General features: G+C 35.5%; 12 protein-coding genes, 3 tRNA genes and 3 rRNA genes. 1 reads left to right on the forward strand and 17 read right to left on the reverse strand.

Translation table 11 applies throughout. From position 1 onward, the window contains the following. Positions 1–204: 204 nt before the first annotated feature. Positions 205–897: a 2-C-methyl-D-erythritol 4-phosphate cytidylyltransferase gene (gene ispD / locus CLJU_RS20335; protein ID WP_013240712.1), complete on the reverse strand. Its 693-nt coding sequence runs from the start codon at positions 895–897 to the stop codon at positions 205–207. Positions 898–900: 3 nt separating this feature from the next. Continuing rightward, the gene (locus CLJU_RS20340) at positions 901–2,028 is read right to left on the reverse strand and encodes a PIN/TRAM domain-containing protein (protein ID WP_013240713.1); all 1,128 of its coding nucleotides are present in this window, start codon (positions 2,026–2,028) and stop codon (positions 901–903) included. A 303-nt stretch (positions 2,029–2,331) separates the two neighbouring features. Here CLJU_RS20340 and CLJU_RS20345 point away from each other — a divergent pair, with 303 nt between their 5' ends. Then, positions 2,332–2,736, forward strand: a complete 405-nt coding sequence (locus CLJU_RS20345; protein ID WP_013240714.1) for a nucleoside triphosphate pyrophosphohydrolase family protein — start codon at positions 2,332–2,334, stop codon at positions 2,734–2,736. A gap of 39 nt (positions 2,737–2,775) precedes the next feature. Here the strand turns inward: CLJU_RS20345 and disA are convergent, their stop codons facing one another. From disA to murD, 15 genes are all read right to left on the reverse strand, one after another. Continuing rightward, a complete protein-coding gene (disA, locus tag CLJU_RS20350; RefSeq protein WP_013240715.1) occupies positions 2,776–3,840 on the reverse strand; it encodes a DNA integrity scanning diadenylate cyclase DisA in 1,065 nt (354 codons plus the stop codon). Positions 3,841–3,854: 14 nt separating this feature from the next. Then, positions 3,855–5,210 carry a DNA repair protein RadA gene (gene radA, locus CLJU_RS20355; protein ID WP_013240716.1) on the reverse strand — a complete coding sequence of 452 codons (1,356 nt, stop codon included), beginning with the start codon at positions 5,208–5,210 and terminating at the stop codon, positions 3,855–3,857. Between the two features lie 105 nt (positions 5,211–5,315). After that, the gene (locus CLJU_RS20360) at positions 5,316–7,757 is read right to left on the reverse strand and encodes an ATP-dependent Clp protease ATP-binding subunit (protein ID WP_013240717.1); all 2,442 of its coding nucleotides are present in this window, start codon (positions 7,755–7,757) and stop codon (positions 5,316–5,318) included. Between the two features lie 20 nt (positions 7,758–7,777). Next, positions 7,778–8,818, reverse strand: coding sequence for a protein arginine kinase (locus CLJU_RS20365; protein ID WP_013240718.1), 1,041 nt, complete (start codon positions 8,816–8,818; stop codon positions 7,778–7,780). 2 nt (positions 8,819–8,820) lie between these two features. Further along, a complete protein-coding gene (locus tag CLJU_RS20370; protein WP_013240719.1) occupies positions 8,821–9,369 on the reverse strand; it encodes a UvrB/UvrC motif-containing protein in 549 nt (182 codons plus the stop codon). Positions 9,370–9,442: 73 nt separating this feature from the next. Then, complete coding sequence (locus tag CLJU_RS20375; RefSeq protein ID WP_013240720.1) at positions 9,443–9,925, reverse strand: CtsR family transcriptional regulator; 483 nt, start codon at positions 9,923–9,925, stop codon at positions 9,443–9,445. A gap of 206 nt (positions 9,926–10,131) precedes the next feature. Beyond that, positions 10,132–10,371, reverse strand: a complete 240-nt coding sequence (locus CLJU_RS20380; protein ID WP_013240721.1) for a hypothetical protein — start codon at positions 10,369–10,371, stop codon at positions 10,132–10,134. 130 nt (positions 10,372–10,501) lie between these two features. Next, complete coding sequence (gene fusA, locus CLJU_RS20385) at positions 10,502–12,586, reverse strand: elongation factor G (RefSeq protein ID WP_013240722.1); 2,085 nt, start codon at positions 12,584–12,586, stop codon at positions 10,502–10,504. A gap of 222 nt (positions 12,587–12,808) precedes the next feature. Further along, a tRNA-Asn gene (locus tag CLJU_RS20390) sits at positions 12,809–12,883 on the reverse strand. 54 nt (positions 12,884–12,937) lie between these two features. Next, positions 12,938–13,013 (reverse strand) — tRNA-Ala (locus CLJU_RS20395). 3 nt (positions 13,014–13,016) lie between these two features. Further along, positions 13,017–13,093 (reverse strand) — tRNA-Ile (locus CLJU_RS20400). A 5-nt stretch (positions 13,094–13,098) separates the two neighbouring features. Beyond that, a 5S ribosomal RNA gene (gene rrf, locus CLJU_RS20405) occupies positions 13,099–13,215 on the reverse strand. Between the two features lie 146 nt (positions 13,216–13,361). Further along, positions 13,362–16,251 (reverse strand): 23S ribosomal RNA (locus CLJU_RS20410). Between the two features lie 284 nt (positions 16,252–16,535). Next, positions 16,536–18,045, reverse strand: a 16S ribosomal RNA gene (locus CLJU_RS20415). The 16S, 23S and 5S rRNA genes sit together here with 3 tRNA genes alongside, the layout of an rRNA operon. Before the next feature lie 431 nt (positions 18,046–18,476). Continuing rightward, the gene (gene murD, locus CLJU_RS20420; protein ID WP_013240723.1) at positions 18,477–19,853 is read right to left on the reverse strand and encodes a UDP-N-acetylmuramoyl-L-alanine--D-glutamate ligase; all 1,377 of its coding nucleotides are present in this window, start codon (positions 19,851–19,853) and stop codon (positions 18,477–18,479) included. Positions 19,854–20,261 lie beyond the last annotated feature (408 nt).

Here is a 20,261-nt window from a genome sequence, read left to right on the forward strand (position 1 = left end):
ATAAAATCCTTAGAATTTCTCATCTGCAATAGATAGCTATTGGATAAAATTTTTACTCTAATTTCGATTTAAATTCCCTAAATATTTTATCACATTATTATAACTTATTTAAGTGCTATTAATATTTTTATCCCCATTGCTTTAGATAAGGAAGACCTATAAGTATCCATAACATCATGGAAACTTATAGGTCTTTAACTTACTTTAATATTTTTCAACTATACTTTCAGCTATATTTAAATCTTCTGGTGTGGTCACTTTTATGTTTTCATAGTTACCTTCATACAAATAAACCTTATTTCCATAACGCTCTACTACCATAGTATCATCAGTAACACACATTTTTTCATTCATTAATTTTTTATGACAGTCATAAATTAAATCATATTTAAAACACTGCGGAGTTTGAACTGCAAATAAACTTTTTCTCTCTAATGTAGAAGAAGAAAATCCACTTTCTTCCCTAACTTTTAGTGTATCCTTAGGCCTAACTCCACAAGCACAAGCCCCATACCTATTAGAATATTTTATTCCATCATCAATAATTTTACTAGTGACAAAAGGTCTAGCCCCATCGTGAATTAGAACAACACTACAGTTTTCTTTTTCTAAAACTCCTAGTCCATTAAATACCGAATCCTGACGTTCTTTACCCCCAGCAACTAATTTAATTACCTTCTGAAGCCCATATTTATCTACTACTTCTCTTTTACAATATTCTATCTCAGTTTCTGCACATACCAGTATAATTCCATCTATAAGAGGATTTATGGAAAATGCCCTTATGGAATAATATAATATAGGCTTACCCTTAATTTTAATAAATTGCTTATTAATAGTAGTTCCCATTCTTTTTCCCTTGCCGGCAGCTACAATAATAGCATAATTACCATTCATAAGCTATAGATCCCCTTTTTGTCTTGCAAATATCATTCTCCCTGCTGCTGTTTGCAGAACAGAAGTTACTACCACACCTTTTGTATCTCCTATATACTTTTTTCCACCTTCTACAACTATCATTGTTCCATCATCTAAATATGCAATACCCTGTCCTGATTCTTTTCCGTCCTTAATTATTTGTACATTCATTTCTTCTCCTGGAAGTACAACAGGTTTCACCGCATTAGCAAGTTCATTTATATTAAGTACTGGTACTCCTTGGAACTCTGCAACTTTATTTAAATTGTAGTCATTAGTCACTACTTTTCCATCTAAAACTTGTGATAGTTTTAAAAGCTTGGCATCTACTTCCGGTATGTTTGGAAAATCTTTTTCATATATCTGGACGTCAATATTTAACTCTTTCTGTATCTTATTTAATATATCTAATCCTCTTCTTCCCCTAGTTCTCTTTAACCCATCTGAAGAATCAGCTATATGTCTTAATTCTGCTAGTACAAAGTTTGGAATTACAAGTGGCCCCTCTATAAATCCTGTTTGGCATATATCAAATATTCTTCCATCTATTATTACAGAAGTATCTAAAACCTTAGGGTAACCTTTATGTGCATGTTGGTGCTCCCCTTTAGATTTTTTTTCTCTAGTTCCCTGAAGTCTTTTAGTTGCTACACTAGTTGCTATATTAGAAAACATGGACATTAATTCTTCCCTTTTTCGTATGGCAATATTTGCACCTAATGCAGCCATAAGTATAGCTACTATTACTGCAAGTACAGTCCCCACAACTGGTATCTTTTCTAACAAGTTAAGAAATACTGCTGATATTAGAAGTCCTATTAATGCTCCCAAAACACCTAATAATATTTCTACTGCAGGAAGTTTTTGAAGGCTCTTTTCGATATAATCCATAGTTTTCATAATAATTGAATTAATCCACGGTGATATTAAAAATAAAATGATTCCAAAAAACAAAGTTAATATAGATAAAAATAAAAATTGTTTAACCGGACTATTGGCTAGATAAAACATTTTAGCAAAATAGTCAGAACTTAACGCACTCTTTCCTAACAAATATCCTAATATTAAGCCTATTATTGTAAAAAGTCCTCTCAGTATTTTTTTTAACAATAGACTCACCTCCCCTACATTGATGTTTTTTCATTACACTTACTATATATTAATAAACTAGATTTTTCAATAAAACCAAATTTATTTAATAAATTATTTACTTTACGTCCTTAATTTAACAACCTCCTTTTAGATAATTATACCAAAAAATAAAATTTATAAACATTTTTGTCCATTATTTCACATGACAATCCCCCTATTCATAAATTTATTCTTGGTTTATTATATATGCATAGAGCAATTTTACTTAGTACTAACTAAAGTTTACAAATAATATCCTAAATATATAAGGAGTTGAACTTGATGAAAGATATAATTTTTGATAATTTTCAAAACGCAGTAAGTGAATCTTTATTAAGGCATAAGAGTATTTTAGATATAATTACGAAACTTCAGGAGTCAAATGCTAGAATAAATAGAGCTGTTGCAAAATCTATTACTAATTGCGGATGTATAGAAGTTTGTGGTAAGAAACAACATATTCCATCCGAAGATAATACTTTGGATATTGAATCCCTAAGATCTTGCTTAAGTACACATGTAAAAGGTAAGCTATGTGACAACTGTAGAGATGTAATACAAAACGAAATAGGAAATAATTTATTTTATCTTACTTGTTTATGTAATACGCTGGATATAAATCTATATGACATACTTTTAAAAGAGTATGACAAAATAAATACCCTAGGTAAGTATTCTTTCAGATAATTTCTAGCACAAAATAATACCAGTCATATTATTTTGTGCTTAAAACTTATTGTCTATCATGATTTGTTCTCTAAGCCTTCTCAATCCATTCTTTATAGCTCTGGCCCTAGCTTCTCCTATTCCTTCAACTCTATCAAGCTGCTCATAAGATGCTTCCATAACACCTTTAAGCTCCTTAAAATTTTTCACTAAATTTTCTATTACATTAGTTGGTATTCTAGGAATTTTATTTAACATTCTGTATCCTCTTGGTGATATCAATGTATCAACTAGAGGAACTCCTGCATATCCTAAAGATTTAGAAATACAATCAAGATTGAATAGTTCACTTGAACTTATTTCTTGAAGTTGCTTATATATTTCATCATAATCCATACCACTTTGACAATAGTCTCTTATCATAAATATTCCGTCTCTCTCAACGCTTTTAATTAATTCATTTAATTGCATTGAAATTAATCTTCCTTCATTGCCAAGTTCACATATGTATCTTTCAATCTCTGATACTATTCTCATTACCATTTCAGTTCTTTGGATAGCCGTCATTACGTCAAATAATGTTACTATGTCTTGAAACTCTAAAATATTAAGATTGTTAACAACCCCATCAAGTACAGAGACGTACTTTTCTAAAGTTTGTAGTGCTTGATTAGCCCTTCCAAGCATAACACTACTATCCTGTAATACATATTTAATGTATCCTTTATATACGGTTATGACATTTCTCCTTTGAGAAATAGCAATAACTATAGCCCCTGTTTGTTTAGCCACTCTATCTGCAGTTCTATGCCTTGTTCCAGTTTCAAAAGTTGGAATAGATGAATCTGGAATAAGTTGAGTATTTGCATATAATATTCTCTTTAAATCACTGCTCAATATTATAGCACCATCCATTTTTGCAAGCTCATATATATAAGAAGAACTGTACTCAGAATTAATGGTAAATCCACCGTCTACCACTTTCATTATCTGTTCACTATCTCCTAAAACTACAAGTCCACCGGTTTTAGCTCTCAAAATATTTCTAAGACCTTCCCTAAGTTGAGTACCTGGTGCTAAAAGTTTTAATATACTTTTAAGTTCTTTATCTTTTTCTAATCTCAAAATCATCACCCTAATTAAAAAACTTTATTTAATGCCTCCTTTAGGGAGGATACACCTATAACATTTATATCTTTAGAATTTACCTTTTCCTTATTTCTATCTGGTATTATTATATTCCTAAATCCCATTTTTTTTGCTTCATTTACTATTCTATCACAAAATGATACTGGTCTAACTTCACTTGTAAGTCCAACTTCACCTACTGCTAAAAGATTATCTAGTCCAATTTCCCTAGATTTAGCACTAGATATAAGTGCAAGTGCAAGCCCTAAATCTCCGAAAGTTCCTTCTATCTTAAGTCCCCCCACTACATTTACATAAACATCACAATTATAAAATGTAATTCTAAGTTTTTTCTCAAGTACCGCTAAAATTAAATTTAATCTAGAAATATCTACTCCAACGGCTGTTCTTCTTGGCATAACTGCTTTAGTTTCGCTAACCAACGCTTGTATTTCTACTAGTATAGGTCTTCTTCCTTCCATTATACCAATAATTACAGAACCTTCTTTTTGAAATTCTCTATCTTCTAAAAATGCTGCAGAAGGATTTAATATTTCTTTAAGTCCGCTTCCTGCCATTTCAAATACACCAATTTCACTGGTAGTACCAAAACGATTTTTTACAGTTCTTAAAATTCTTAGCTCTCCAGTTCTTTCTCCTTCAAAAGACAGTACAGTATCCACCATGTGCTCTAGTACCCTAGGTCCTGCTAGCTCACCCTGCTTTGTAACATGTGCCACTATAAAAAAAGATATATTATTAGACTTCCCTATACGCATAATATCGTTAGAAGTTTCCCTTACTTGAGACACACTACCCGGTGCTGAGCTAATAGATTCTTTAAATAAAGTCTGAATAGAATCCACTACTACAAATACGGGTTTAGTTTGTTCTATATGAGCTTTTATTTTATCAATATTAACTTCTGAAACTATATAAAGATCATTAGACAAAGAATCAAGTCTATCTCCCCTCATCTTTATCTGTTCTTCTGACTCTTCTCCTGAGACATACAGCACTTTCCCATATTTTTCAGCAATATTGCTGGCTGTCTGTAAAAGCAGAGTTGATTTTCCAATACCAGGAGCCCCGGATATAAGTGTTATTGAACCTTTTACAATACCTCCTCCAAGAACTCTATTCAATTCCATTATACCAGTATCTAGCCTTTCGTATTCACCAGATTTTATATTATTTATACTTTTTGGCGTGCTGCTAAATTTCATATTAGAAAATGTTACTTCCTGAGGTGACTTAATCTCTTCTATCATGCAGTTCCATTTATTACAGTTAGGACATTTACCAAGCCACTTTGGGGATTCATATCCACATTCCTGGCATACAAAAACCGTTTTTTTCTTTACCATTGAATCATCTCTTCCTGTATAAATCGATAAAAATAGCTAAATTTATATAAAAATTAAACTTTATACTGTAAAAAGTATAAAGTTTAATTTTATGTGAGTCAATCATTAATTGACTTTATTAAATGATAATTCTCCTTTTTCTACAACTACTTTAACTTTATCTCCTTTTTTAACATTACCTCTAAGCATTTCTTCAGAAAGTTTATCTTCTACAGTTTTTGTAATTGCTCTTCTAAGCGGTCTTGCACCATAAGTTAAATCAAAGCCTTCTTTTGCCAAAAGCTCCTGCGCTTTATCTGTAAATCCAATTTCTATTTCCTGATCTTTAAGCCTTGAGGAAACATCTTTTAACATGAGTTTTACTATTTGTTTTAAATCTTCCTCTTCTAACTGGTGGAAGACTATAATATCATCTATTCTGTTTAAAAACTCAGGTCTAAAAGAATTTTTAAGTTCCTCCATTATATTATCTTTCATCTTTTCATATTGACTTTCCTTGTCATCACCTTTAGCAGCAGTAAATCCCATAGATTTTTGTTTTCTAATGGTAGCTGCTCCTACATTAGAAGTCATTATTATTATGGTATTTTTAAAGTTTATTGTTTTTCCTTTTCCATCGGTTAATCTTCCATCTTCAAGTATTTGAAGTAATATATTAAATACTTCTGGGTGTGCTTTTTCTATTTCATCAAACAATACTACTGAATAAGGATTTCTTCTTACTTTTTCAGTAAGCTGTCCTCCTTCATCATAGCCTACATACCCTGGAGGCGATCCTATAAGTCTAGATACTGTATGCTTTTCCATATATTCCGACATATCAATTCTTATCATATTGTTTTCGTCGCCAAACATAGCCTCTGCCAAAGCTTTTGACAACTCAGTTTTTCCAACACCTGTAGGCCCCAAAAATATAAATGAACCTATAGGTCTCTTTGGATCTTTAAGCCCAACTCTAGCCCTTCTTACTGCCTTAGAAATGGATTTAACTGCTTCATCTTGACCTACTACTCTCTTATGAAGAATTTCCTCTAGTTTGAGCAATCTCTCTGATTCTTTTTCAGTTAACTTCTCTACAGGTATATTGGTCCACTGAGATACCACTGATGCAATTTGGTCTTCTCCTACCGTAAGTGTTGATACTTCTTTTTTAGTCTTCCAGTTAGTTTTTAATCCTTCTAACTTATTTTTTAATTCCTTTTCTTTATCCCTTAAACTAGCAGCTTTTTCAAAATCCTGTACTCTAATAGAATCCTCTTTTTCCTTAGTTGCCTTTTCTAATTCTTCTTCTAAATTTTTTAAATCTGGTGGGGCAATTAAATTTTGTATTCTAACTTTAGCAGCTGCTTCATCTATAAGATCAATTGCCTTATCAGGTAAATATCTATCTGTAATATATCTATCTGATAAATTTACTGCTGCATCTATAGCTTCATCTATTATTTTTACTCTATGATGAGCCTCATATTTATCTCTAAGACCTTTTAATATTAAAACTGCCTCCTCCTTAGTAGGTTCTCCTACTATTATAGGCTGAAATCTTCTTTCAAGTGCAGCATCCTTTTCAATGTATTTTCTATATTCATCTATAGTAGTGGCTCCTATGCATTGTATTTCTCCTCTAGCTAAAGCTGGTTTTAATATATTAGATGCATCTATAGCACCTTCTGCTGCTCCCGCTCCTATTATAGTATGAATTTCATCTATGAATAATATTACATTACCTGATTTTCTTATCTCTTCCATAACTTTTTTAAGTCTTTCTTCAAATTCTCCTCTATATTTTGATCCCGCTATCATTGAAGAAAGATCTAATGTTACTACTCTTTTTCCCCTTAAAAGTTCAGGTATATTACACGATACTATCTTTTCTGCCAATCCTTCTGCAATTGCAGTTTTACCTACACCAGGGTCTCCTATTAGACAAGGATTATTCTTAGTTCTTCTACTTAGTATTTCCAAAACCCTCTGAGTTTCTTTATCTCTTCCTATAACAGGGTCCAACTTTCCCTCTTTTGCCATGTCTGTTAAGTCTCTTCCAAACTGATCTAAAGTTGGGGTTGGCTCTCCATTTTCTTTCTTAGTACTGTTTGAATTCATTGATGATTGCTCTCCCGAAAGTGAATCCACAAGTTCCTTCCTCAGCTTATTAAAATCTACTCCCAAATTATTTAAAATAGTAAACGCAACTCCCTCTGCTTCTCTTATAAGTGCAAGTAGGATATGCTCTGGACTTATATAGTTATGGTTTAGATTTCTGGCTTCAAACAAACTTAGCTCTAAAAGCCTTTTTGTCCTTGGAGTAAGAGGGATTTCTTTATTGTACAAATTTATTTCTCCCCTACCCTCATATTCTTCTATAAAATTTCTTACTGTTTCAATGTTTACATTCATATCACTTAAAAGATTCCTGGATATTCCTTCTTCTTTTAATATTCCCAAAAGTATATGTTCTGTACCTACATATCCATGTTGAAGTGCTTGTGCTTCTTCTTGAGCATAAACTAATACTTTTTGTGCTCTTTCCGTAAATCTTCCAAACATCATAGTATATTTCACCATCCTTCTTATTGAACTTTATCAATATTTAATTTTTCTTTTACAATTTTTGCCCTATTAAGATTCATTTCAATGGCTGATAAAATTTTCTCATTTCCATCTTGTATTGTAGCAGGCTGTGTACTTACTAAAAGATTATTCAAAGTTGCCTTGCTTATATTCTTAATTATTCCCATTTCAACGCCTAATCTTACATCAGACAAAAGTTTGAAACATTCATTTACATTTAAAATCACTGCTGATTTTAATATACCCAATGCTCTGTAAATTTTATCTTCTACCTCATATTTAAATTTTTTCATAAGATTTTCTCTAGAAGCCTTTTCTTCATTTGTTACCTGAACAACTACAGCTTTTAAATTGCTCAGTATTTCCTCTTCGCTTCTACCTAAAGTAACCTGATTGGAAATTTGATATATATTCCCTATGGCCTTTGAACCTTCACCATACAATCCTCTAACAGTCATTCCAACTTGAGATAATGCATTTAAAAATCCATTCATCTGATTGTTTAAAGAAAGTGCTGGCAAATGCAGCATAACAGAAGCTCTAAGTCCCGTTCCTATATTAGTAGGACATGCTGTAAGATAACCTAACTTTTCATCAAATGCATACTTTAAATTTCCTTCCAATAAATCATCTATTTTATCACTTACATTATACACTTCTTCTAAATTTAACCCTGCTGTTATACATTGAATTCTAATATGATCTTCTTCATTTATCATAATACTTATAGTCTGCTGATTATCTAGTATAAAAGCAGATTTGTGGCTGTTATCTATCAAATTTTTGCTTATAAGGTGCTTTTCCAGATAATTTCGCTTCTCATTATCAGTTTCTTCCCACAAATAATTGGTCTTAAATGTGTCCTTATTACTAGAAGGTGTATAAAAAGCATTCTCTACTAGTTTGATTACCTCTTTGCTTTTTTCTTCATTTAATTTATGTGGAAATGGAACTTCAGCCAAATTTCTAGCTAATCTTATCCTGCTACTTATTACCAAACCGCCGTTGCTGTCATCACAAGTAGTCGTCCAATTATTCAAAGTTAACCCTCCTTCCTATTTTCGTTGCTCACATGAACTTGTTTCTCAATTTCTTTTATAGCATCTCTTATAGTTGCTGCTTTTTCATACTCCTCTAAGGATACTGCCTTTTGAAGATCTGACTTTAACTTCAAAAGCTTATTTCTTTCAATAATACTTTTTCCCTGATTTTTAGGTATTTTACCTGTATGACCTAAATTTGCTTGAACCCTCTTAATTACAGGTCCTAAAATATTACTAAAATTTTTATAGCACTCACTGCATCCTAAAAGACCTGTTTTTTTAAATTCACTATAAGATGTACCACAAGTTTTACAAGATATATCAAAGGTTTTATGTTCTTCATTATTGCCACTTGTCATATAATCCATGATTCCACTTAAAATATTTTGGAATCCAAATGGAGAAACAAAGTCTATTTGAGGTACAAAATTAAGTTCTCCCTTTTCCATAGCACATTTTTCACATAAATTAATATCCTGCTTGGAACCATTTATTATTTTTGTTATATGAACTGTAGCTTCATTCTTCTTACATATATCACAAATCATATCATCACTCCTATGCATATATGATTAACATTTAATGTAATTTAATACAATAAATATTATATCATATATTTATCTATCTATTCATACCAAATTTAGGGCTTCTAAATATAACTACTATAATTGATTTTAATATATCTGCCCTCAATTTATTTTTATTATTCAATGCAATATTTAGTGTCCTATCATTTATTATAGTCTTTAATATTATGTTTTCTCTTTCCGTTATAACTTGCTCTTCAAGTAGCGTTTCTATAAGCTGTGCAGCAGTATTGTATGTTATGGTATCCCCTATTTTTTCTATTATACTTTTAAGTAAATTCTCATTACAGTCAAATTCTACTTTTCGTATAATTATACATCCGCCGCCGCCCCTCTTGCTTTCTATGTAGTAACCTTTATCCATAGTAAATCTAGTAGTCAATACATAATTTATCTGGGAGGGCGCACAGCTAAAATAATTAGCTAGTTCGTTTCTGCCAATTTGAAGTTTAGTCTCCTCACTATTATTAAGCATTTCTTTTATAAAGTCTTCTATTATATCTGATAATCTTGCCAATTTACCACCTTCTTGACTTTGACTTTCTTTGACCTTAAATTAATAATATTATTAATTTAGGTTTTATTCAACTTCTATATTTCACTAAATATATTTGTTTTATACATAAATACTAAGTTCAAATACTATTTTCTCCATTTTTCTAATACATACTATTGTATACTGTTTATATGTGTTAAATAAGAATAGTCACCCTGTAGAATAATTTAATCCTCATTCTTAAATGCTTTTATACAATACTTTCCTCCATCACAGGGCCTATTTGGATTAACAGTAAAATACTTATTTTTTAACATATTGCATACTATCTCTACATTTTCATTTTCATTGCTATCTACAACTATAGTTAATTTATCATTTTTATTTACTATTGCTATATAATCATATATACTACTATAATCCTCTAAAGTAATTTTACCTTTTATGCTCATTTTATATTCAGACATATAATCTCTCCTTAATTGAAAAGTTCATCTAATGATTAATAAAATTATTATTCATTGTAGTGAATTAAAATATACACAATATTTAGTTTTAAAAAGCCTCAATAGAATTATATTCTATTGAGGCTGAAATTTATTCTTGCCTAACTTTTATTTTATTTTTGCTTTCTATTATCTTATTTGCTTGAACATCTGGGACTTCTTCATATCTTTCAAATTTCATATTGAAACTTCCTCTAGCTTGAGTCATGGACCTTAAATCTGTAGCATATTTAAACATTTCTGCTTCAGGTACTTCAGCTATTATTATCTGATTCTTGCCGGAAGTTTCCATTCCCAGTACTCTACCTCTTCGTTTATTTATATTCCCAATTATATCTCCCATATACTCTTCAGGGACACATACTTCTACATGTAAAATTGGTTCTAATAATACAGGATCAGCTTCTAAAATTCCTTTCTTATAGGCTAAAGATGCTGCTACCTTAAAAGCCATTTCTGAAGAGTCTACTGGATGATATGATCCATCATGTAATGTAGCTTTTATCCTTATTATAGGGTATCCAGCTAAAACCCCATGACTAATACATTCTCTAAGCCCTTTTTCAACTGCCGGTATATACTGTCTTGGAACTACTCCCCCTACTACTTTATCCACAAATTCTAAATCATCTTCATTATCATTTCTTGGCTCAAACTTGATTTTTACATCTCCATACTGTCCATGTCCTCCTGATTGCTTTTTGTGTTTGCCCTGTACATCTGAGGTTTTCCTTATTGTTTCTCTATAATGTACTTTTGGTTCTCTCAGAATAACATCCGTCCCAAATTTAGACTTTAATTTAGATGATATCACGTCAATATGAACTTCACCCTGTCCAGAAATTATAGTCTCTGCATTTTCTATATCTCTAGATATCTTAAAAGTAGGATCTTCCTCTAACAATTTACTTAATCCATTAAATATTTTATCCTCATCATTTTTAGATTTAGGTAGCATGGCCATCGAAATTACTGGTTCTGGAAATTCAATATCTTTAAATACGACCAAAGACGATGGATCACATAAGGTATCCCCTGTGCTGGCAAATTGTAGTTTAGCAACAGCACCCAAATCTCCAGCTCCTATTTCCGATACAGGTATCTGCTGTTTTCCCTTTAAAAAATATAAGGTTCCTATTTTTTCACTTTTATCTTTTTTTACATTATATACTGTCATATCTGATTTAAGCTTACCAGTCATAACTCTAAATAGAGATAACTTACCTACAAAAGGGTCAGCTATAGTTTTAAAAATAAAAGCTGAAAATGGACTTTTTTCATCTACTTTAACTACAACCTGTGATTTTTGTTCTAAATTAACATCAATTACCTCTGAAGTTTCAGGAGATGGGAAACATTGGATTATATCTTCTAATAAAGTATCTATTCCTATCCCATTTACAGCAGATCCGCACATTACAGGTGCAATTTCACCTCTTGAACAGCCTCTTACTAATCCTTTGTAAATGTCCTCATCACTTAAAGTACCCTCACTAAAATATTTATCTAAAAGTTCCTCATCTGTTTCTGCCACAGCTTCCATAACCATATCTCTACATTTTGTGATTTTATCCAAAATATCTTTTGGTATAGTAGTTTCCTCTGCTATGTTCTTATTATTCATTATTTTAGCTTTTCCTGAAATAACGTTTACAATTCCTTTAAAATTATTTTCCGTTCCTATAGGATATTGAATTGGTACTACAGACATACCAAACTTTTCTTTTAATTCTGCCAATGTTTTATCAAAATTTGAATTTTCTCTATCCAACTTATTTATATAAAAAGCTCTAGGAAGTTTACTTTTATTGACACCACTCCAAGATTTCTCAGCTCCCACTTGAATTCCAGATACACTTGATAAAACAATTATAGCTACATCAATTGCCCTCAGTCCTTCCATAGTCTCTCCTATAAAGTCAAAATATCCTGGCATATCAACTAAATTTATCTTTGTATTTTTCCATTCACAAGAAGCTAAAGATGAAGCTATGGATATTTTTCTCTTTTTTTCTTCAATATCGTAATCACTAACAGTACTTCCATCTTCAATTCTTCCAAACCTATCAATAACTTTTGTGTAATAAAGTATTGCTTCTGTTAATGTAGTTTTACCAGAACCGCTATGCCCAATAAATCCTACATTTCTTAAATTATTTACTGAATATTTTTTCATAAGCAATCCCTCCCCTTACTTTTCGATTAATTATATATTCTATTTGCTAATTAAAATTCCTCCTACAATTAATTAAATTTTCAAAATAATTTTACTTTTATATTATTATCTATGAAAACAAGTACCTAAAATATGCACTTCATAAAAAATAAACCAAAGGTGAGCTACCTTTGGTTTATTTTTACTAATCTATTTTAATTAAATAAATTCAAAAAATAAAAATGGCTCCGTGGAGAGGGCTCGAACCTCCAACCCTTCGGTTAACAGCCGAATGCTCAACCATTGAGCTACCACGGAACAATCTATGCAGTGTATTTCTTTAAAAAACGAGTAACAAAATGTTACTCGTTTTGGTGGAGATAAAGAGATTCGAACTCTTGACCCTCTGCGTGCAAGGCAGATGCTCTCCCAGCTGAGCTATACCCCCGCATGGTGGACCTTCAGGGACTCGAACCCCGGACCCACCGGTTATGAGCCGGTTGCTCTAACCAACTGAGCTAAAGATCCTTATTACCTGGCAGCGACCTATTCTCCCACAGAGCCTCCCCTGCAGTACCATCGGCACCCTGAAGCTTAACCTTCCTGTTCGGTATGGAAAGGGGTGTTACCTTCACGTCATTACCACCAGATATTTTCTTATCACAGTTTTATATTATACAGTGCTTTTAAACAACTGTCAATACTAAACATGAATTTAACTATAAAAATTTTATAGTTAAAGAAGAACTTTGTCCTCTCAAAATTGCACAGTAAACTTTTTTTCTTTCGTTTTTATTTGGTCAAGCCCTCGACCTATTAGTATCAGTCAGCTTAACAAGTTGCCCTGCTTACACCTCTGACCTATCTCCTCGTGTTCTTCGAGGGGTCTTACTAGCTTACGCTATGGGAAATCTTATCTTGAGGTGGGCTTCACACTTAGATGCTTTCAGCGTTTATCCCTTCCCAACTTGGCTACCCAGCTATGCTCCTGGCGGAACAACTGGTTCACCAGCGGTCGGTCCATCCCGGTCCTCTCGTACTAAGGACAGCTCCTCTCAAATTTCCTGCGCCCGCGACGGATAGGGACCGAACTGTCTCACGACGTTCTGAACCCAGCTCGCGTGCCGCTTTAATGGGCGAACAGCCCAACCCTTGGGACCTACTTCAGCCCCAGGATGCGACGAGCCGACATCGAGGTGCCAAACCTCCCCGTCGATGTGAACTCTTGGGGGAGATCAGCCTGTTATCCCCGAGGTAGCTTTTATCCGTTGAGCGATGGCCCTCCCACGAGGTACCACCGGATCACTAAGCCCGACTTTCGTCCCTGCTCCACCTGTTTGTGTCGCAGTCAAGCTCCCTTCTGCCTTTGCACTCTTCGAAGAATTTCTAACCCTTCTGAGGGAACCTTTGTACGCCTCCGTTACTTTTTAGGAGGCGACCGCCCCAGTCAAACTGCCCGCCTAACATTGTCCCGTCTCCAGTTTCATGGAGCCCGGTTAGAATTCCAGTACTATCAGGGTGGTATCCCAACATCGACTCGGTAATGGCTGGCGCCACTACTTCCTAGTCTCCCACCTATCCTGTACAGACAATACCGAAATTCAGTGCTAAACTGCAGTAAAGCTCTACGGGGTCTTTCCGTCCAATCGCGGGTAGCAAGCATCTTCACTTGCACTTCAATTTCGCCGGATTTGTTGTCGAGACAGTGCTCAAATCATTACGCCATTCGTGCGGGTCGGAACTTACCCGACAAGGAATTTCGCTACCTTAGGACCGTTATAGTTACGGCCGCCGTTTACTGGGGCTTAAGTTCTGACCTTCGCTTGCGCTAAGTCTTCCCCTTAACCTTCCAGCACCGGGCAGGCGTCAGCTCCTATACTTCAGCTTTCGCTTTAGCAGAAACCTGTGTTTTTGATAAACAGTTGCTTGAGCCTTTTCTCTGCGGCCACTTGCGTGGCTCCCCTTCTCCCTAAGTTACGGGGTTAATTTGCCTAGTTCCTTAACAACAATTCTTCCGATGGTCTTAGGATTCTCTCCTCACCTACCTGTGTCGGTTTGCGGTACGGGCACATAAAAACTCCATAGAGACTTTTCTCGGCAGCGTGAAATCAGGTACTTCCCCTTGCGGGTTCCCCATAACACCTCATCATTGATATACCGGATTTTCCTGGTATACCTGACTCGATGCTTAGACATACATCCATTTGTATGCACACCTTATCCTCCTGCGTCATCCCTTTTGTCAAACGCTTTTATGCGGTATCGGAATTTCAACCGATTGTCCATCACCTACGCCTTTCGGCCTCGGCTTAGGTCCCGACTTACCCTGGGCGGACGAACCTTCCCCAGGAAACCTTAGGTTTTCGACCAATAAGATTCTCACTTATTTCTCGCTACTTATGCCAGCATTCTCTCTCCTGTACAATCCACCGTTCCTTCCGGTACGACTTCTACTCATACAGGATGCTCCTCTACCACTCTTTCGAGTCCACAGCTTCGGTGGTAAGTTTTAGCCCCGGACATTTTCGGCGCATGATCTCTTGACTAGTGAGCTATTACGCACTCTTTAAATGAGTGGCTGCTTCTGAGCCAACATCCTAGTTGTCTTAGAAATCACACATCCTTTCCCACTTAACTTACACTTTGGGACCTTAGCTGGTGGTCTGGGCTGTTTCCCTTTTGACCACGGATCTTATCATTCGCAGTCTGACTGCCGGAATTCAAGTATATGGCATTCGGAGTTTGATAAGGTTCAGTAACTGTTGTCAGCCCCTACCCCATTCAGTGCTCTACCTCCATTACTCATTTCCGACGCTAGCCCTAAAGCTATTTCGAGGAGAACCAGCTATCTCCGAGTTCGATTGGAATTTCTCCGCTATCCACAGCTCATCCCATGGTTTTTCAACACCAACGTGGTTCGGTCCTCCACGGAATTTTACTTCCGCTTCAACCTGGCCATGGATAGGTCACTCGGTTTCGGGTCTACAACATACAACTTTTCGCCCTTTTCAGACTCGGTTTCCCTCCGGCTCCGTACCTTAAGTACTTAACCTTGCTGCATATCGTAACTCGCTGGCTCGTTCTACAAAAAGCACGCCGTCGTACTTTACGTACTTCGACTGTTTGTGGACACACGGTTTCAGGTTCTATTTCACTCCCCTCCCGGGGTTCTTTTCACCTTTCCCTCACGGTACTCCTTCTCTATCGGTCACCAGGTAGTATTTAGCCTTGGGAGGTGGTCCTCCCTGTTTCCCACAAGGTTTCTCGTGTCTCGTGGTACTCTGGATTAGATCTGACTGCTCTTTGTTTTCATTTACAGGGCTTTTACCTTCTCCGGCGGAGCCTTCCAGCTCTCTTCAATTAACACTTCACAGTTTTTATGACCTATCCGCAACCCCAGGAACAAGTTCCTGGTTTGGGCTCTTTCCCTTTCGCTCGCCGCTACTTAGGAAATCGATGTTTCTTTCTCTTCCTCCGGGTACTTAGATGTTTCAGTTCCCCGGGTTTGCCTCTACAAACCTATGTATTCAGTTTGCAGTACCTAGCGTTGTCTAGGTGGGTTTCCCCATTCGGATATCTCTGGTTCTCTGGCTATTTGCGCCTACCCAGAGCTTTTCGCAGCTTATCGCGTCCTTCTTAGGCTCCTGGTGCCAAGGCATCCTCCATGCGCCCTTTGTAGCTTGACCTTTATTGTCGAAAATTGCTATTAGCAATTTTCTTTGTATCATCTTAAATCTTTAAAATGATATTAAAGTTTATTCTACAAAGGTTATATTATAACCTTAGCTTTACTTTATTTCTTATTTACTGTGCAATTTTCAAAGGACAATTTTTCAATTTACATTCCTAATTGCTTGTAAACTGAAAGAAGAATCTATCTGATCCTTCAAAATTAAACAGAGTAGACTTTCTAACTTACTTAAACCATCAATTTATAAGATAGATTATACTCTATCTTTCGACTCCCTAGAAAGGAGGTGATCCAGCCGCAGGTTCTCCTACGGCTACCTTGTTACGACTTCACCCCAATTACTAACCCCACCTTCGGCCGCGTCCTCCTAAGTTAGACTACGGACTTCGGGTGTTGCCAGCTCTCATGGTGTGACGGGCGGTGTGTACAAGGCCCGGGAACGTATTCACCGCGACATTCTGATTCGCGATTACTAGCAACTCCAACTTCATGTAGGCGAGTTTCAGCCTGCAATCCGAACTGGGGGCAGTTTTTGAGGTTTGCTCCACCTTGCGGTCTTGCTTCTCTCTGTACTGCCCATTGTAGCACGTGTGTTGCCCTGGACATAAGGGGCATGATGATTTGACGTCATCCCCACCTTCCTCCGCGTTAACCGCGGCAGTCTTGCTAGAGTGCTCAACTAAATGTTAGCAACTAACAACAGGGGTTGCGCTCGTTGCAGGACTTAACCTAACATCTCACGACACGAGCTGACGACAACCATGCACCACCTGTATCCCTGCCCCGAAGGGCTTCTCTTATCTCTAAGATATTCAGGGTATGTCAAGTCCAGGTAAGGTTCTTCGCGTTGCTTCGAATTAAACCACATGCTCCGCTGCTTGTGCGGGCCCCCGTCAATTCCTTTGAGTTTTAATCTTGCGATCGTACTTCCCAGGCGGAGTACTTATTGTGTTTACTGCGGCACAGAAGGGGTCGATACCTCCTACACCTAGTACTCATCGTTTACGGCGTGGACTACCAGGGTATCTAATCCTGTTTGCTACCCACGCTTTCGTGCCTCAGCGTCAGTTACGGTCCAGAGAATCGCCTTCGCCACTGGTGTTCTTCCTAATCTCTACGCATTTCACCGCTACACTAGGAATTCCATTCTCCTCTCCCGCACTCTAGATATCCAGTTTGAAATGCAGTGCCCGGGTTAAGCCCGGGTATTTCACATCTCACTTAAATATCCGCCTACGCACTCTTTACGCCCAGTAATTCCGGACAACGCTCGCCACCTACGTATTACCGCGGCTGCTGGCACGTAGTTAGCCGTGGCTTCCTCCTTGGGTACCGTCATTATCGTCCCCAAAGACAGAGCTTTACAATCCGAAAACCTTCTTCACTCACGCGGCGTTGCTGCATCAGGCTTTCGCCCATTGTGCAATATTCCCCACTGCTGCCTCCCGTAGGAGTCTGGACCGTCTCTCAGTTCCAATGTGGCCGATCACCCTCTCAGGTCGGCTACGCATCGTCGCCTTGGTAGGCCGTTACCCTACCAACTAGCTAATGCGCCGCAGGTCCATCTCAAAGCGGATTACTCCTTTAAATCAGTCTCCATGTGAAAACTGATTATTATGCGGTATTAATCTCCCTTTCGGGAGGCTATCCCCCTCTTTGAGGTAGGTTACCCACGTGTTACTCACCCGTCCGCCGCTAATCCACTCCCGAAGGAGCTTCATCGCTCGACTTGCATGTGTTAAGCACGCCGCCAGCGTTCGTCCTGAGCCAGGATCAAACTCTTAATTTAAAAGTTTGTATTGACTCTTCTTATTACGAAATTACTTTTTTAGCTGCTCTCGCAGCTCAAAAGAATTGCTGGTTTATTCTAAATAAGTTGTACTTATATCTTCCTCTGTTTAATTTTCAAGGATCATTTTGCTGCCTCACTTCGACAGCTTTTATAGTTTATCATGTATTTTTTTCTTTGTCAACACATTTTTTAATTTACTTTCAACAAACTGTGTGACTTATTTACGTGACAACAGTTGATATAATACCATACCTACAATTTTCTTTTATATACTTACATATTATATGCATCATTTATCTAAATAATACTATAAATTTCTATAAAAATCTTTAATATTCACATACCGATACACGAGGAAACGTTATTACAATAAATTTGGCAAAAAAAGAGAAATTGCTTCTTTATAACAACTTCTCTTCTCATGTATTCTAAAAATTATTTATTATATCCTTAAACGCATTGCCCCTAACTTCAAAATTAGGGAACATATCAAAACTAGCACATGCAGGTGAAAAAGTCACAATATCACCATTAGTTGATAACTCTTTAGCAACATTTACTGCGTCTGTTAGTGAATCTACAGATACTATAGGCACGTCAATTCCCTTTTCACACTTAAGTTTCTCAAATGATTTTTTAATTTTATCTTTTGTAGCTCCCATAAGTATTAAAGTTTTTATTTTTGAATATCCTTCCTCCGCCAAAACATCAAAAGGTATCTTTTTATCATATCCACCTGCTATTAATATTACAGGTTTATCAAAAGCTCTTAATCCTGCCAATGTTCTTGTAGGGCTAGAGGCAATAGAATCATTATAATATTTAACTCCATCTAATTCTCTTACAAATTCACACCTATGCTCTACTCCCTCAAATGTAGTAGCAACTTTTTTCATATTATCTACAGAAACATCCTCTTTAATTGCAGAAAATGCAGTAAGCAAATTTGCAACATTATGCATTCCTCTAAGTTTAACCTCACTTATCTTGCATACTTTTTTCCCATCAATACATAAAATGTCTCCCTTTAAATATCCACCAGAAGTTAATTCTTCTTCAATACTAAACTGTCTTACTTTTCCTTTAGCTTCTTTTACCATAGCATTAGTACACTCATTATCTCTATTAAGAATGACCACATCCTGGTTTCCTTGATACTTAAATATACTTTTTTTTGCATTCACATACTCTTCCATATCCTTATGAATATCAAGATGATTTGGACTTATATTAGTAATCACAGCTACCTCTGGTGATACATCCATACCCATAAGTTGAAAGCTTGAAAGTTCAAGAACTACCTTATCCTCAGGATCTATTTCTTCTATCCTGGAAAATAATGGGGCACCTATATTTCCGCCAACCCAACTTTTATATCCCTGTTCCTTTAACATATTGTATATAAGCGTAGTAGTTGTAGTTTTCCCATCACTGCCAGTTACTCCATATATCTTAGCAGGACAATATTTAATAAACTCTTCCATTTCTGAAGTTACATATGCCCCATTTTGTTTAGCTTTTACAAGTGCAGGACTATCTATTCTCATAGAGGGAGTCTTAAATATTACATCAAAATTATCTAAATATTCGAGATAATTTTTGCCTAATACTAAATTCACTCCTCGCTTTTTTAATTCCTTGGCAACTTCACCAAGTTCCCCTTCATCTTTTTTATCAAAAGCACTTACCTGTGCACCTAGTCCCAATAAAAAATTAATTAAAGGTCTATTACTTATTCCTATTCCAACTACTGCCGTCTTTTTATTCTTTATAAACTTTTTAAAGTTATCAAAATCTTCCTTCATTAAAAAAACCTCCAAAAATAAATCTGCTAATTATAATCACGCTTATATCATAACATAATTTTCTATAAATTTGTATGAAGTAGATATATCGTACTAGAATAACTCCGACGGTATAGATCTTAAACAATATTTAGCTTATTCGCCCTAATATACTATTAAAGTCTAAATTGTGAGAAAATATTTAATTTAATGACTTTATATGACTCTATTGAAAATTATTATTGTGTTATGTTATACTATATTCGTGCCGTAAGGAAACATTAATATAATTCCCCAAGTTTTAATTAAACATATAACATATCCCCATGATTAAACCCTAATTTACCGGATCTTTTGATTCGGTAAATTTTTTTAATAAAAAATATAGAGTACTGCTATTCCGAACAAATAACCGCAGAATAACAAAAG

It is taken from the genome of Clostridium ljungdahlii DSM 13528 (assembly GCF_000143685.1).
Classification (GTDB): Bacteria; Bacillota; Clostridia; order Clostridiales; family Clostridiaceae; genus Clostridium_B; species Clostridium_B ljungdahlii.